The 14321-nt window shown below is 31.6% G+C and carries 21 protein-coding genes; all 21 read left to right on the top strand.

Annotated elements, in window-relative coordinates:
- Positions 1 to 3: 3 nt before the first annotated feature.
- The 21 genes from rpsE to AC4FRL_RS08945 all read left to right on the top strand — a co-directional run bounded on the left by rpsE (position 4) and on the right by AC4FRL_RS08945 (position 14228).
- Positions 4 to 501 (top strand): 30S ribosomal protein S5, encoded by a 498-nt coding sequence (gene rpsE / locus AC4FRL_RS09045; RefSeq protein WP_491139896.1) that lies wholly within the window; start codon positions 4 to 6, stop codon positions 499 to 501.
- Between the two features lie 5 nt (positions 502 to 506).
- Positions 507 to 686, top strand: coding sequence for a 50S ribosomal protein L30 (gene rpmD, locus AC4FRL_RS09040; RefSeq protein WP_034824315.1), 180 nt, complete (start codon positions 507 to 509; stop codon positions 684 to 686).
- 33 nt (positions 687 to 719) lie between these two features.
- Positions 720 to 1160, top strand: a complete 441-nt coding sequence (gene rplO / locus AC4FRL_RS09035) for a 50S ribosomal protein L15 (RefSeq protein ID WP_003454379.1) — start codon at positions 720 to 722, stop codon at positions 1158 to 1160.
- Between the two features lie 2 nt (positions 1161 to 1162).
- The gene (gene secY / locus AC4FRL_RS09030) at positions 1163 to 2440 is read left to right on the top strand and encodes a preprotein translocase subunit SecY (RefSeq protein ID WP_491139895.1); all 1278 of its coding nucleotides are present in this window, start codon (positions 1163 to 1165) and stop codon (positions 2438 to 2440) included.
- Between the two features lie 26 nt (positions 2441 to 2466).
- On the top strand, positions 2467 to 3117 hold the full coding sequence (locus tag AC4FRL_RS09025; protein WP_491139894.1) for an adenylate kinase: 651 nt from the start codon (positions 2467 to 2469) through the stop codon (positions 3115 to 3117).
- Positions 3118 to 3867 (top strand): type I methionyl aminopeptidase, encoded by a 750-nt coding sequence (gene map / locus AC4FRL_RS09020; protein WP_491139893.1) that lies wholly within the window; start codon positions 3118 to 3120, stop codon positions 3865 to 3867.
- Between the two features lie 88 nt (positions 3868 to 3955).
- Complete coding sequence (locus AC4FRL_RS09015; RefSeq protein WP_491139892.1) at positions 3956 to 4234, top strand: KOW domain-containing RNA-binding protein; 279 nt, start codon at positions 3956 to 3958, stop codon at positions 4232 to 4234.
- A gap of 7 nt (positions 4235 to 4241) precedes the next feature.
- On the top strand, positions 4242 to 4460 hold the full coding sequence (infA, locus tag AC4FRL_RS09010) for a translation initiation factor IF-1 (RefSeq protein ID WP_003454491.1): 219 nt from the start codon (positions 4242 to 4244) through the stop codon (positions 4458 to 4460).
- A 12-nt stretch (positions 4461 to 4472) separates the two neighbouring features.
- Positions 4473 to 4586, top strand: a complete 114-nt coding sequence (gene rpmJ / locus AC4FRL_RS09005) for a 50S ribosomal protein L36 (protein WP_003373491.1) — start codon at positions 4473 to 4475, stop codon at positions 4584 to 4586.
- 237 nt (positions 4587 to 4823) lie between these two features.
- Positions 4824 to 5189, top strand: coding sequence for a 30S ribosomal protein S13 (rpsM, locus tag AC4FRL_RS09000; RefSeq protein ID WP_003454489.1), 366 nt, complete (start codon positions 4824 to 4826; stop codon positions 5187 to 5189).
- A gap of 16 nt (positions 5190 to 5205) precedes the next feature.
- Positions 5206 to 5601, top strand: a complete 396-nt coding sequence (gene rpsK / locus AC4FRL_RS08995) for a 30S ribosomal protein S11 (RefSeq protein WP_003454436.1) — start codon at positions 5206 to 5208, stop codon at positions 5599 to 5601.
- Between the two features lie 23 nt (positions 5602 to 5624).
- On the top strand, positions 5625 to 6245 hold the full coding sequence (gene rpsD / locus AC4FRL_RS08990) for a 30S ribosomal protein S4 (protein ID WP_003470276.1): 621 nt from the start codon (positions 5625 to 5627) through the stop codon (positions 6243 to 6245).
- An 82-nt stretch (positions 6246 to 6327) separates the two neighbouring features.
- A complete protein-coding gene (locus AC4FRL_RS08985; protein WP_491139890.1) occupies positions 6328 to 7275 on the top strand; it encodes a DNA-directed RNA polymerase subunit alpha in 948 nt (315 codons plus the stop codon).
- 16 nt (positions 7276 to 7291) lie between these two features.
- Positions 7292 to 7633 carry a 50S ribosomal protein L17 gene (rplQ, locus tag AC4FRL_RS08980; RefSeq protein ID WP_152887773.1) on the top strand — a complete coding sequence of 114 codons (342 nt, stop codon included), beginning with the start codon at positions 7292 to 7294 and terminating at the stop codon, positions 7631 to 7633.
- A 230-nt stretch (positions 7634 to 7863) separates the two neighbouring features.
- Positions 7864 to 8709 (top strand): energy-coupling factor transporter ATPase, encoded by an 846-nt coding sequence (locus AC4FRL_RS08975; protein WP_491139889.1) that lies wholly within the window; start codon positions 7864 to 7866, stop codon positions 8707 to 8709.
- The gene (locus AC4FRL_RS08970) at positions 8694 to 9551 is read left to right on the top strand and encodes an energy-coupling factor transporter ATPase (protein WP_491139888.1); all 858 of its coding nucleotides are present in this window, start codon (positions 8694 to 8696) and stop codon (positions 9549 to 9551) included. The genes AC4FRL_RS08975 and AC4FRL_RS08970 overlap by 16 nt, the downstream gene beginning before the upstream one ends.
- 2 nt (positions 9552 to 9553) lie before the next feature.
- Positions 9554 to 10360: an energy-coupling factor transporter transmembrane component T family protein gene (locus tag AC4FRL_RS08965; RefSeq protein WP_491139887.1), complete on the top strand. Its 807-nt coding sequence runs from the start codon at positions 9554 to 9556 to the stop codon at positions 10358 to 10360.
- Between the two features lie 120 nt (positions 10361 to 10480).
- The gene (truA, locus tag AC4FRL_RS08960) at positions 10481 to 11215 is read left to right on the top strand and encodes a tRNA pseudouridine(38-40) synthase TruA (protein ID WP_491139886.1); all 735 of its coding nucleotides are present in this window, start codon (positions 10481 to 10483) and stop codon (positions 11213 to 11215) included.
- Between the two features lie 146 nt (positions 11216 to 11361).
- Positions 11362 to 11796, top strand: a complete 435-nt coding sequence (rplM, locus tag AC4FRL_RS08955; RefSeq protein ID WP_011010899.1) for a 50S ribosomal protein L13 — start codon at positions 11362 to 11364, stop codon at positions 11794 to 11796.
- Positions 11797 to 11822: 26 nt separating this feature from the next.
- Positions 11823 to 12215 (top strand): 30S ribosomal protein S9, encoded by a 393-nt coding sequence (gene rpsI, locus AC4FRL_RS08950; RefSeq protein WP_288678257.1) that lies wholly within the window; start codon positions 11823 to 11825, stop codon positions 12213 to 12215.
- 399 nt (positions 12216 to 12614) lie between these two features.
- On the top strand, positions 12615 to 14228 hold the full coding sequence (locus AC4FRL_RS08945; protein WP_491139885.1) for a Na/Pi cotransporter family protein: 1614 nt from the start codon (positions 12615 to 12617) through the stop codon (positions 14226 to 14228).
- The last annotated feature ends 93 nt before the right edge of the window (positions 14229 to 14321 follow it).

Raw genomic sequence — 14321 nt, 5'->3', positions numbered from 1 at the left:
TACATGAGAATCGATCCTAGCACACTAGACCTTAAAGAAAAGGTTGTTAGTATAAGCAGAGTTACTAAGGTTGTTAAGGGTGGTAGAAACTTCAGATTCAGTGCGTTAGTTGTTGTTGGAGACGAGAACGGACACGTTGGTGTTGGAACTGGTAAATCTATCGAAATCCCTGAAGCAATAAGAAAAGGAATAGAAGATGCTAAGAAAAACTTAGTAAAAGTTTCAATAGTTGGAACTACTGTTCCTCATGAAATACACGGAAAATTCGGTACAGGAGATGTACTTATAATGCCAGCTACTGAAGGTACAGGAGTTATAGCTGGAGGTCCTGCAAGATCAGTTCTTGAATTAGCAGGATTAAAGGATGTTAGAGCTAAATCATTAGGTTCAAACAATCCAAGAAACATGGTAAAAGCAACTATCAACGGATTAGCTAACTTAAGAACAGCTGAAGATATAGCTAAATTAAGAGGAAAATCTGTTGAAGAGATAATAGGTTAGGAGGGATAGCGATGCTAAAGGTAACATTAGTTAAAAGCTTAATTGGTAGAAAGAAAGACCATATCGCTACTGCACATGCCCTTGGACTTAGAAAAATAGGTAAAACAGTAGAGCATGAGGGAACTCCTCAAATAAAAGGTATGATAAACAAAATAAGTTATCTACTAAAAGTTGAAGAAGCATAATTAAATAGAGCATTAGAGGAGGTGTAATAAGATATGAAACTTCATGAATTAAGACCAGCAGCTGGTAGTAAATCAGCTCCAAAAAGAGTTGGTAGAGGTACTGGTTCAGGCTTAGGAAGAAATGCCGGTAAAGGTGAAAAAGGTCAAAATGCTAGATCAGGTGGTGGAGTTAGACCTGGATTCGAAGGTGGTCAAATGCCATTATACAGAAGACTTCCTAAAAGAGGATTCACTAACCCATTTACAAAACATTTTGTAACAATCAATGTTGATAGATTAAACATATTCGATAATGGAACAGAAGTTACTCCAGAATTACTATTAGAAAGAAGAGTAGTAAGTAAACTAATGGACGGAGTTAAGATCTTAGGAAATGGAAACATAGAAAAGAGCTTAACTATCGCAGGTTGCAAGTTATCAAAGCAAGCAGCTGAAAAAATAGTTGCAGCTGGAGGAAAAGTTGAGGTGAAATAATCGTGCTATCAACCCTACGTAATGCCTGGAAGGTTCAAGATTTAAGAAAAAAAATAATTTGGACTGTATTCTTAATAGCAATTTTCAGGATGGGAAGTTATATTCCTGTTCCTGGAATTGATACAGATAGTCTAAAAGCTTTAACACAATCAGGAGGCTTAGTAGGCTTCTATGATTTAATTTCTGGTGGTTCTTTTAGTAGATTTAGTATATTCGCTTTAGGTGTTGTACCATACATCAATGCTTCAATCATCGTACAGCTTTTAACAGTTGCAGTTCCTAAGTTGGAGCAATTGTCTAAAGAGGGAGATGACGGAAGAAAGAAAATTCAAAAGATAACTAGGTATGCATCCATTGTTATTGGAGCGGTAATGGCTTATGGAAGTTACGTAATAATTAGCAATGTTGGTGCATTAAAAGATACATCTCCAGTTAGTTTATTTTTAATATTACTAACATTAGTAGTTGGATCAACTTTCTTAATGTGGTTAGGAGATCAGATTACTGTTAAAGGAGTAGGAAACGGTACTTCATTGATAATATTTGCAAACATAGTATCAAGTTTACCAATGACTGGTTATCAAATATATAACCTAAGTAAAATGGGTAGAATAAATATTGTAGAAGTTGCATTATTTATTTTATTTACACTAGCTTTACTAGGTGGTGTAGTTTACTTATCACTAGCTGAAAGAAGGATTACTGTACAATATGCAGGTAAGGCCGTAGGTAACAAGGTTATGAAGGGACAATCAACTCATATTCCATTAAGTATTATTGGAACAACTGTCATAGGAATAATCTTTGCTATGTCTGTTATGAGTTTCCCAACAACTATAGCTCAATTCTTTCCAGAAGCTAAATGGTCACAATGGATTATAGGATCTTCTTACAGTCCTTTTAATACAAGTACTTGGATGTATCCAGTATTATATGCATTGTTGACTATATTCTTTACTTGGTTCTATACTCAAATAACATTTAAGCCAGATGAAATGGCTGAGAATATGCATAAATCATCAGGTTTCATTCCTGGAATAAGACCTGGAAAACCAACAGAAATTTATTTAGAGAAAGTATTAAATAGAATTTCAATGATTGGTGGATGTTTCGCTGCTTTAATAGCAGTAATTCCTATTTTAGTTGCAAACTATACTCCTTTCCAAGGAATACAGTTTGGAGGAACATCATTATTAATTTTAGTTTCTGTTTCACTAGAAATAATGAGACAATTAGAAACTCAATTAGCAATGAGACATTACCAAGGATTCTTAAAATAGAAATACAAGTTATGGAGATGATGCCCGTGAAGATAGTTTTATTAGGTCCTCCTGGAGCAGGAAAAGGAACACAGGCAAAATCAATTAGTAATAGATATTCAATTCCTCACATATCTACAGGAGATATTTTTAGAAAGAATATTTCAGAGAATACTCCTTTAGGTATTGAGGCTAAATCATATATGGATAATGGACAGTTAGTACCAGATGAAGTAACAATTAACATGGTTAAGGATAGACTTCAACAAGATGATTGTAAAAATGGATATTTATTAGATGGTTTCCCAAGAACAGTTCATCAAGCAGAAGCTTTAGATAACTTTTTAAAAGAAAGAAATGAGTCAATAGACACAGCTCTTTTAATAGAAGTACCTAAAGAATTTATTCTTGAGAGAATGACAGGAAGAAGAGTTTGTCCTTCTTGTGGAGCAAGTTATCACATAAAGTTTAATCCACCAGCTAAGGATGGAAAATGTGATCTTTGTGGTTCAGATGTTATACAAAGAAAAGATGACACTGAAGAAACAGTTAAGGAAAGACTTGATGTGTATGAAAATCAAACACAACCATTAATTGATTTTTATAAAAACAAAAAGCAACTTTCAGTAGTAGATGGAACACAAGCAATAAACGAGGTCTTCGAGAGTATCTGTAAAATATTAGGGAGAGATAAGTAGATGATTATTCTTAAAAATGAGAATGAAATCGACCTAATGAGAAAGGCAGGAAAGCTTCTTGGAGAAACACTTAACCTGCTTAAGGAGAAAGTAAGACCTGGTATTACTACTACGGAATTAGATAGAATAGCTGAAGAGTTTATAACTAAGCATGGAGCTACACCATCCTTTAAAGGATTGTATGGTTTCCCAGCTTCATTATGTATATCTGTTAATAATCAAGTAATTCATGGTTTCCCAGGAAGTTATGAATTAAAAGATGGAGACATTGTTTCTATTGATTGTGGAGTTTGTCTAAATGGATTTCACAGTGATGCTGCTAGAACTTTTGGTGTAGGAAATATATCAGAAGAAGCAAAAAAGCTTATTAGAGTTACTGAAGAATCCTTTTTTAAAGGAATCGAAAAGGCACAGGTAGACAGTAGACTAACGGATATTTCTAATGAAATACAGCAATATGTTGAAGCCAATGGATTTTCTGTTGTTAGAGACTTTGTAGGACATGGAATTGGCCGAAAAGTTCATGAAGATCCTGAAGTTCCTAATTTCGGTAGACCAGGCAGAGGTCCAAAGTTAATGGCAGGAATGGTATTAGCTATTGAACCAATGGTAAACATGGGATCATATAGAGTTAAGACTTTAGATGATGGCTGGACAGTAGTAACAGCAGATGGAAAACTTTCTGCACACTATGAAAACACAGTTGCAATTTTACCTAATGGTCCTGAAATATTAACACTTATAAAATAGTTTTAATATATATTGCTTAGTTATAAATTAACATTTGCCTATAAGGAATTTGTAGTTTATGACTAAGGTAATCTTTGAGGTGGATAAGTTGCAAGAAACTGATTTAATCGGTAGATTGGTTATTTCAAATGCTGGAAGAGATAAAGAAAAATCATATATAGTGATTGGATTGGTAGATGATGATCTACTATTAGCAAATGGATTGACTAAGACTATTGAAATGCCAAAAAAGAAAAAAATAAAACATGTAGTGCTTACTGAGATATTGGATGATGAATTAAAATCATGTATAATATCAAAAGATAAGAACTTAAATCTTAAGATAAAGAGATTTATAAGACTTAATTGCACTAACAAGGAGGTTTGATTACCTTATGTCAAAAAGTGATATAATTGAAATGCAAGGTACAGTTTTAGAAGCTTTACCAAATGCAATGTTTGAAGTTGAATTAGAGAGTGGGCATAAAATATTAGCTCATATCTCAGGAAAGTTAAGAATGAACTTCATAAGAATTTTACCAGGAGATAAGGTTACTGTAGAACTTTCACCTTATGATCTTACAAGAGGTAGAATTACATGGAGAGCAAAATAAGGAGGGTTAGCGATGAAAGTAAGACCATCAGTTAAGCCTATTTGCGAAAAGTGCAAAGTTATAAAAAGAAAAGGAAGAGTAATGGTAATCTGTGAAAATCCTAAGCACAAACAAAAACAAGGCTAATAGGTAAATAAAACATAATAAAAAAGGTCAATTGGGAGTGAATTCTTATTGACTTTTATTTAAAAGTAAAATATGATTATATAGGCATTTAAATAATAGCAAATAAATTTTAGGTGCGGCTGTGATGTGAAAAACATCAACCTAAAATTTTAAATATAAATAAAACAACAAAGCAATTGAGTTACTTATTTAATGTAAATCAATTTCGTATTTTAATTACCAGGAGGTGTAACATTAATGGCAAGAATAGCAGGTATCGACCTACCAAGAGAAAAAAGAGTTGAAATAGGTCTAACTTATATATATGGTATAGGATTACCTACATCACAAAAAATTCTTGAAGTAACTGGAGTTAATCCTGATACAAGAGTTAAGGATCTTACTGAGGAAGAAGTAAACTCAATAAGAAACTACATTAAAGATTTAACAGTTGAAGGTGACTTAAGAAGAGAAGTTGCTTTAAACATAAAGAGATTAGTTGAAATTGGTTCATATAGAGGAATCAGACATAGAAAAGGTCTTCCACTTAGAGGACAAAAAACTAAGACTAATGCTAGAACTAGAAAAGGTCCTAAGAAGACAATAGCTAATAAGAAGAAATAGTTAAGGAGGGAAGACAATGGCAGCTCAAAAAGTTAAAAAAACTAGAAGAAGAAAAGAAAGAAAAAATGTTGAGCATGGTGCAGCACACATCCAATCAACATTCAATAACTCAATAGTTACTTTAACTGATGCAAAAGGAAATGCATTAGCATGGGCAAGTGCTGGTGGACTTGGATTTAAAGGTTCAAGAAAGAGCACACCATTTGCAGCTCAAATGGCAGCTGAAACAGCAGCTAAAGCAGCTATGGAACACGGATTAAAAAGCGTTGAGGTTTACGTAAAAGGACCAGGTGCTGGAAGAGAAGCAGCTATAAGAAGCTTACAAGCAGCTGGATTAGAAGTTACTTTAATAAAAGATGTAACTCCAATCCCACACAATGGATGTAGACCACCAAAAAGAAGAAGAGTTTAGTAACGTCACGGGAGGTGTAATGAATGGCAAGATATACTGGAGCTACATGTAAGTTATGTAGAAGAGAAGGTATGAAATTATTCCTAAAAGGGGATAGATGTTATACAGATAAATGTGCTTTCGTTAGAAGAAGTTATGCACCAGGACAACATGGAGCAAGCAGAAAGAAATTATCTAACTACGGAACACAATTAAGAGAGAAGCAAAAAGCTAAGAGAATATACGGAGTTCTTGAAGGTCAGTTCAGAAACACATATGAAAGAGCTGAAAAAATGAGAGGAATTGCCGGTGAAAACTTACTTAAATTATTAGAAATGAGATTAGACAACGTTGTTTACAGATTAGGTTATGGTGCTTCAAGAACAGAAGCTAGACAATTAGTAAACCACGGTCATTTCTTAGTAAATGGTAAAAAAGTTGATATAGCATCATTTAAAGTATCAGTTAACGATGTTATAACAGTTTGTGAAAAGAGCAGAGGATCAGAAAGATTCAAAATGTTTGCTGAAAATCCAAAAGCTTTACCAAAATGGTTAGAAGCTAACGTTGAAAACTTTGAAGGTAAAGTTGTTGCTGAACCTGCAAGAGAAGACATCGACGTACCAGTTAACGAAACTCTAATCGTTGAGTTATACAGCAAATAATAATTATTGATCTTAAGTACTTTTACAATTGGATCAGTTGCCCTCATAAGGTTGCCATTTTAAAATTAAGGAGGGTTTTTGAATGTTAGAAATAGAAAAGCCAGTAATTCAATGTGTTGAATCAAACGATAACGGAACATATGGTAAGTTTGAGATAGAACCATTAGAAAGAGGTTATGGAATAACTCTTGGTAATGCATTAAGAAGAATATTACTTTCTTCTTTACCTGGAGTGGCTCCAACTTCAGTTAAAATAGATTCAGTTCTTCATGAATTTTCAACAATAACAGGTGTTAAAGAAGATGTTACAGAGATAATCTTAAATCTTAAAATGTTAGCACTTACTATGGAAGGTGAAGGACCAAAAACTATTTATATTGATGCTCAAGGACCAGGTGTTGTTACTGGAGCAGATATAAAAACAGATGGTGATGTAGAAGTTGTAAACAAGGATCTACATATCGCTACATTAGACGAAGATGGTAAGTTATATATGGAAATCATAGTTAATAGAGGAAGAGGATATGTTACTCAAAACAAAAATAAAACAGAAGATCTTCCATTATCAGCTATAGCTATAGATTCTATATACACTCCTGTAAAAAGAGTTAATTTCTCTGTTCAAAATACAAGAGTTGGTCAAATTACTGACTATGATAAACTTACATTAGAAATTTGGACTAATGGAACTATAAGAATAGAAGAAGCTATTTCATTATCAGCTAAAATTCTTATAGAGCACTTCAAATTATTCATGACTTTAACTGACAACGCTAATGATGTTGAGATAATGATTGAAAAAGAAGAAGATAAAAAAGAAAAAGCTTTAGAGATGACTATAGAAGAACTTGACTTATCAGTAAGATCATACAATTGTCTAAAGAGAGCTGGAATAAATACTGTTCAAGAACTTGCAGGCAAAAGCATGGATGATATGATGAAAGTTAGAAACTTAGGTAAGAAGTCTCTAGAAGAAGTAGAAAGAAAGTTAAACGAGTTAGGCTTAAATTTAAGACTAAATGACGAGTAGGTGAGGAGGTAAAGCCATGGCAGGATATCGTAAGTTAGGTCGTCCTACTGATCAAAGAAAAGCTATGCTTAGAAATCTTGTTACAAGCTTCTTAAAGCATGGTAAAATAGAAACTACTGAAACAAGAGCTAAGGAAACTAGAAGCCTTGCAGAAAAAATGATCACTCTTGCAAAAAGAGGAGATTTACACGCAAGAAGACAAGTGTTAGCATTTGTTACAGAAGAAGAAGTTGTTAAAAACTTATTTGACAACGTAGCTCCAAAGTACGCTGAAAGAAACGGTGGATACACTAGAATGTACAAAGTTGGTCCTAGAAGAGGAGACGGAGCTGAAGTTGTTATACTTGAATTAGTATAATATATTTCTTTAGAGAGGATTAAGTTTTTACTTAATCCTCTTTTGTCATACAAAATATTTTTATATAAAAGGTTAAAATAGGGAAATATCTATTTACAAAATAAAATTATTAATAGTATTATTTTATAAGTAGGTATTTTTTTATATGTAAAAATACTGAACTCAATATATTTTTTGAGAAAAAGGTAAATGTTTTGTTTGCTTTTAGTAGCTTTATATAGGAGGCTAGTATGGGAGAAAATATGATTAAAAGTGAAGACTTAGTTTTTAAGTATGTAAATGCTGAAGAAAAAACAGAAAAAATTGCAATAAATCATGTTTCCATGGAAGTGAAAAAAGGAGAGTTTTTAGTTGTTTTAGGACATAATGGTTCTGGAAAATCAACTATTGCTAAGCATATGAACGCTTTATTGCTTCCAAGTGGAGGAAAGATGTACGTAGATGGGTTAGATACTTCTAAAATAGAAAATATTTGGGAAGTAAGAAGAAGAGCAGGAATGGTTTTTCAAAATCCAGATAATCAGTTAGTAGCTACAATAGTAGAAGAAGATGTAGCTTTTGGACCTGAGAATTTAGGTATTGACCCTGTTGAAATTAGAGAAAGAGTAGATGAATCTTTAAAATCAGTAGGAATGTATGAATATAGAAAACATGCACCACACTTACTGTCTGGTGGACAAAAACAAAGAATTGCTATAGCTGGAATATTAGCAATGAGACCTAAATGCATAGTTTTAGATGAGCCAACAGCTATGTTAGACCCCTCTGGAAGAAATGAAGTAATTAGAACTATTAAAGAAGTAAACAAAAAGTTTGGAATAACAATAGTTTTAATAACGCATTATATGGACGAAGCAGCTCAAGCAGATAGAATAATAGTTATGGATAATGGAGAAAAAGTAATGGAGGGAGTTCCAAGAGAAATTTTTTCGCAAGTTGAAAAAATGAAAACTATAGGATTAGACGTTCCACAAGTTACTGAGCTAGCTTATGAACTTCAAAAAGAGGGAGTTAATATATCAACTGAAATATTAAATATAGATGAGATGGTGAATGCTTTATGTCAATTAAAATAGAAAATTTAAATTATATATATATGCCTAAAACACCTTTTGAAAAGTTAGCACTAAACAATATAAATTGTGAAATAAAAGATGGTGAATTTGTAGCTTTAATTGGGCATACAGGGTCAGGAAAGTCAACTTTTATACAACATTTAAATGGTTTATTAAGTCCAACTAGTGGAAATATTATAATTGATGGCATTAACCTTGGCGATAAACAAACTAAATTAAGTGATATAAGAAAAAAAGTAGGATTAGTATTTCAATATCCAGAATATCAATTATTTGAAGAAACAATAGAAAAAGATATTTCATATGGTCCTAAAAACTTAGGGTTAAGTGAAGAAGAAATTAGTAAGAGAGTTAAGAGGTCTATGAAAATGGTAGGTCTTGACTATGAAACTTATAAAGATAAATCTCCATTTGACTTAAGTGGAGGGCAAAAAAGAAGAGTTGCCATAGCTGGAGTTATAGCAATGGAACCCAAAGTTTTAATATTAGATGAACCAACAGCAGGGTTAGACCCAAAAGGAAGAGAAGATATATTATCACAAATAAGATTGCTTCATGAAGAATATGGAATGACAATAATAATGGTTAGTCATAGTATGGAAGATGTAGCTAAAATTGCTAGTAGGGTAATTGTTATGAGTGAAGGAAAAATAGTTTTAGATGGGAAGATTGCAGAGGTTTTTAAAGAAGTTGAAACCTTAGAAAAAATAGGTTTAGCAGTACCTCAAGTAACCTATCTAGTTAAAGAGTTAAGAAAAAAGGGCTTTGATATATCAGAAGAAATATTTACAATTTCACAGGCAAAGGAAGCTCTTTTAAAAATAATTAGGAAGGATAAATAATTATGCTAAAGGATATTACTATAGGGCAATACATTCCTGGAAATTCTTTTGTCCATAAATTAGATCCAAGGACTAAGATATTAGTATCACTTATTTTTATTGCTTCATTATTTGTAGTAGATAAATTTTGGGGTTATATATTTATAGTTGCCTTTTTAGTAGCGACTGTATTAATATCTAAATTACAATTTAAATATCTATATAAAGGTCTTAAACCTGTATTCTTTTTAATAGCAATAACAGCAATACTTAATATTTTTATGATTAAAGGTACAGAAGACACTCTTATATGGCATTGGAAGTTTTTACACATATACAAAGAGGGGATAAGGACAGCAATTTTCATGGCTTTAAGATTAATACTTCTTATAATGGGAACATCAGTCTTAACTCTTACAACATCACCTATTGAGTTAACAGATGGAATTGAAAGTTTATTAAAACCTTTAAAAAGAATAGGTGTGCCAGCACATGAATTAGCTATGATGATGACTATTGCTTTAAGATTTATACCAACTTTAATTGATGAAACTGATAAAATAATGAAAGCTCAAAAAGCAAGAGGAGCAGATTTTGAATCAGGTAACATAATTCAAAAAGCTAAAAGTTTAATACCATTATTAATACCATTATTTATTAGTTCCTTTAGAAGAGCTGATGAGTTAGCAATGGCTATGGAAGCTAGGTGCTATAGGGGTGGAGATGGAAGAACTAGAATGAAAGTATTAAAATATACAAAAAATGATTTTATTTCTTTTGCTTTAGCCTTCGTACTTTTAGCTTTATCTATAATGGTTAGAGTTTCTTAAAGTATATTTTAAATATAGGATAAATAATTCTTAATAGAAAGACTACATATATTTGTAGTCTTTCTTGATTTAAAGGATAATTATTTATATTTTAATTTTTTAAAACAAAGGAATGATTATATGAGAAATATAAAATTAACTATAGAATATGATGGAACAGCTTATTTTGGATGGCAGAAGCAGCCAATAGGAAATACTATTCAACAAAAGGTAGAAGAGGCTATAAAGAAAGTTACAAAAGAAGAGGTAGAAATATTAGGAAGTAGTAGAACTGATTCAGGAGTTCATGCTAAGGCTTATGTAGCTAATTTTAAAACCAACTCCAATATACCAGGAAAAAATTTTAAGGCTGCTTTAAATTCAAAATTACCAAAGGATATAGTAATAATGAATTCAGAAGAAGTAGAAGAAAATTTTCATTCAAGATATATGACCAAAGGTAAAACATATTGTTATACTATATTAAATAGAGAAGAAGCACCAGCATTAGAGAGAAATTATGTTTACCATGTAAAAAAGCCTTTAGATATTGAAGCTATGAAAGAAGCTTGTAAATATTTTTTAGGTAAGCATGACTTTAAGGCTTTTCAAAGACCCGGTGGAACAGTTAAAACATCTGTAAGAACAATAACAGATATTCATATTGAAACGGAGGGAAATAAAATAAAATTGTATGTATCAGCAGATGGATTTTTATATAATATGGTTAGATTAATTGTAGGAACTTTATTAAAAGTAGGAAGAGGAAAAGAAAAACCAGAGTATATAAAGGAAGTAATAGATTCTGGAGATAGAAAAAAAGCTGGAATTTGTGTTCCACCAACAGGATTATGCTTAGAAAAAGTTTTTTACTAAAAGTATAGGAAATGTATTGACACGCCCGTAAGCGTGTATTATAATTGTATTTGTTTGTAAGAGAGATGTACGGGATTCACTATGAATCTTAACATAAAGTACGAGGACATATAAAACCTATTTTAAAATTCTAGGGAGGGAAAACGATGAAATCATACATTGCAAAAGCACAAGAAGTTGAAAGAAAATGGTATGTTGTTGACGCTGCTGGAAAGCCACTAGGAAGAGTTGCTAGCCAAGTTGCTTCAATATTAAGAGGAAAGAACAAGCCAACATTTACACCAAATGTTGACTGTGGAGATTTCGTTATCGTTATAAACGCTGAGAAAGTTGTTTTAACTGGTAAGAAATTAGACCAAAAAATGTTAAGAAAACACAGCTTATATGCTGGTGGATTAAAAGAAACTCCATACAGAGAAGTTTTAGAAAAGAAACCTGAATTTGCTTTCGAAGAAGCAGTTAGAAGAATGCTTCCAACAGGCGTTTTAGGAAGAAAAATGTTAAAGAAATTAAACGTGTACAGAGGAGCTGAGCATAATCACGCTGCTCAAAAACCAGAAGTACTTGAGTTAAGATACTAATTATAAGCTCGGGAGGAGGAGTTCAAATGGCAAAAGTTCAATACATGGGAACTGGAAGAAGAAAGAAATCAGTTGCAAGAGTAAGACTTGTACCAGGTGAAGGTAGAGTTATAGTAAATAATAGAGAAATCGAAACATATTTTGGATTAGAAACTTTAAGAGTTGTAGTTAACCAACCATTAGTTTTAACTGAAACTAAAGATAAATATGATGTTTTAGTTAACGTTCATGGTGGTGGATTATCAGGTCAAGCAGGAGCTATAAGACATGGTATATCAAGAGCTTTATTAAAAGCTGACGAAAACTTAAGACCAGAATTAAAGAAAGCTGGATTCTTAACTAGAGACCCAAGAATGGTTGAAAGAAAGAAATACGGTTTAAAGAAAGCAAGAAGATCTCCACAATTCTCAAAGAGATAATATATTGCTTTTATGGAAAGAAGGAGGAATATCTCCTTCTTTTTTTTTCGTTTTTTTACAAAAAAATCTTAAAAAATCCCTTGATAAAGGGTATAATTATTAATATAGTATGAACAAAAATAGGTTTTATGCTTCTTTGACAAAAAAATATAAAAATCATTAGAAATGGCTATATATCTATATAGTAAAGGTTTAAATTTTAAGTTAGTTTTAATAAATTTGATATTATTTGTATAAAATTTCAATAAAATGGATACTGTATTAAGTTTAGGTTAAAAAGGTGCTTTAAAACTTAACAAAGTAAATATTATATTGTAAAATGTTATAGGATTGATATTTAAAATTAAAAATAAAATAAGTTTGTATTTTACAAATTAAGCAAAGTGGAGGAGAAGTATCTTGAAAGATGCAATTTTTACCTTAATAGAAGTTGCCGGTGGATTAGGTCTATTCCTTTTTGGAATGAAGTTAATGGGTGAAGGATTAGAAAATGCTGCAGGTGATAAATTAAAAAGTATATTAGAGAAAGTTACTAAAAATCCAATATCAGCAGTTTTAGTTGGTGCCTTTGTTACTATGATAATACAAAGTTCTAGTGCTACTACGGTAATGGTAGTTGGTTTTGTTAACGCAGGACTTATGAACTTAGCACAAGCTGCTGGGGTAATAATGGGTGCAAATGTAGGTACTACTATTACGGCACAGCTCGTTGCCTTTAAGCTAGATGATATAGCACCGTTATTTGTTATAGTAGGTGTTGTCTTATTAATGTCAGCAAAGCAAAAGAAAAGAAAAGATATAGCTGGCATAATTTTAGGCTTTGGTATCTTATTTATGGGAATGGGAATAATGAGTTCAGCTTTAAAACCATTAGCGGATTCACCAATGTTCTCACAACTTATAATGGCTATAGGAGATAACTGGGTATTAGGAATATTTACAGGTTTAGCTCTTACAGCTATATTACAGAGTTCATCAGCGACTACAAGTATATTAATTGCTTTAGCATCAACAGGCTCTATAACTATAGATGTAGTTTTACCAATATTATTTGGTTGTAACATAGGAACTTGTGTAACTGCTTTAATTTCAAGTATTGGTGCTAATAAAACAGCACATAAAGCAGCAGCAATACATTTAATGTTTAATGTATTAGGTACACTTATATTTATACCGTTCTTAAGACCATTAGGTCATCTTGTACAAAACATAAGTCCTGGAGATGTTCAAAGACAGATTGCTAATGCGCACACTATATTTAACGTAACAGCTACTATAGTCTTAGTTCCTTTAAGTAAGTACATGATTATGTTAGTTAATAAGTTAATCAAAGGAGAAGACGAAGTAGAAGTCTTAGGACCTAAATATATTGATGATAGATTATTAGAAACTCCAGTTATAGCTGCTGGTCAAGTTCAAAAAGAAACTTTAAGAATGGCAAATAAAGCTAAAGAAAACTTAGAGTTAAGTATGAAAGCATTTAAGGAAAATAATGATAGCTTAGTTAAGAAAGTATATGAAAATGAAAAGCTTATAAATATACTAGAAGAAGATATTACAGAATATCTAGTTAAGTTATCTAAGTGTGATTTATCTGCAAAAGAAAGTAATTTAGTGGCATCAACTTTTCATATTGTAACAGACATTGAAAGAATTGGAGACCATGTTGAAAATATAGCTGATTTAACTTTAGAAAAAGTAGGAAGAAAGTTAAAATATAGCGAAGATGCTTTAAAAGAAATAGATTATATTTATGACCAAACAATGAAAGCTTTAGATATAAGTATTGAATCCTATGCAAATGAAAATGTTGAAGAAGCAGGAACTATTTACGAAGTTGAAAGAAAGATAGATTCTTCACAAAAAGAATTTAGAGAAAATCATATTAAGAGATTAAGTCAAGGTTCTTGTAATGCTTATGACGGTGCAATATTTATGGATTTATTAAGCAACTTTGAAAGAATTGGAGACCATGCAACAAACATAGCAGAAAGTGTTATGGAGGTTTGCTAAGATTTTAAGAATACCTAAATTATTTTAGGTATTCTTTTTTTTATAGAATATTTATTATTTCATAGGAAAAAATAAATTGAGTTTGTAATTAAA

The sequence above is a fragment of the Clostridium sp. TJA032 genome (assembly GCF_058310275.1).
Note: the sequence above shows the minus strand (reverse complement) of the source record. Positions and strands in the feature narration are given on the sequence as shown.

Bases quoted from the DNA above. Each gene is read 5' to 3' on its own strand.
- rpsK (WP_003454436.1), top strand. From the start codon at position 5,206: ATGGCAGCTCAAAAAGTTAAAAAAACTAGAAGAAGAAAAGAAAGAAAA.
- rpsM (WP_003454489.1), top strand. From the start codon at position 4,824: ATGGCAAGAATAGCAGGTATCGACCTACCAAGAGAAAAAAGAGTTGAA.
- rpsD (WP_003470276.1), top strand. From the start codon at position 5,625: ATGGCAAGATATACTGGAGCTACATGTAAGTTATGTAGAAGAGAAGGT.
- map (WP_491139893.1), top strand. From the start codon at position 3,118: ATGATTATTCTTAAAAATGAGAATGAAATCGACCTAATGAGAAAGGCA.
- rpsI (WP_288678257.1), top strand. From the start codon at position 11,823: ATGGCAAAAGTTCAATACATGGGAACTGGAAGAAGAAAGAAATCAGTT.
- rplQ (WP_152887773.1), top strand. From the start codon at position 7,292: ATGGCAGGATATCGTAAGTTAGGTCGTCCTACTGATCAAAGAAAAGCT.
- rplM (WP_011010899.1), top strand. From the start codon at position 11,362: ATGAAATCATACATTGCAAAAGCACAAGAAGTTGAAAGAAAATGGTAT.
- rplO (WP_003454379.1), top strand. From the start codon at position 720: ATGAAACTTCATGAATTAAGACCAGCAGCTGGTAGTAAATCAGCTCCA.
- truA (WP_491139886.1), top strand. From the start codon at position 10,481: ATGAGAAATATAAAATTAACTATAGAATATGATGGAACAGCTTATTTT.
- AC4FRL_RS08965 (WP_491139887.1), top strand. From the start codon at position 9,554: ATGCTAAAGGATATTACTATAGGGCAATACATTCCTGGAAATTCTTTT.
- AC4FRL_RS08985 (WP_491139890.1), top strand. From the start codon at position 6,328: ATGTTAGAAATAGAAAAGCCAGTAATTCAATGTGTTGAATCAAACGAT.
- AC4FRL_RS08970 (WP_491139888.1), top strand. From the start codon at position 8,694: ATGTCAATTAAAATAGAAAATTTAAATTATATATATATGCCTAAAACA.
- infA (WP_003454491.1), top strand. From the start codon at position 4,242: ATGTCAAAAAGTGATATAATTGAAATGCAAGGTACAGTTTTAGAAGCT.
- rpsE (WP_491139896.1), top strand. From the start codon at position 4: ATGAGAATCGATCCTAGCACACTAGACCTTAAAGAAAAGGTTGTTAGT.
- rpmJ (WP_003373491.1), top strand. From the start codon at position 4,473: ATGAAAGTAAGACCATCAGTTAAGCCTATTTGCGAAAAGTGCAAAGTT.
- AC4FRL_RS08975 (WP_491139889.1), top strand. From the start codon at position 7,864: ATGGGAGAAAATATGATTAAAAGTGAAGACTTAGTTTTTAAGTATGTA.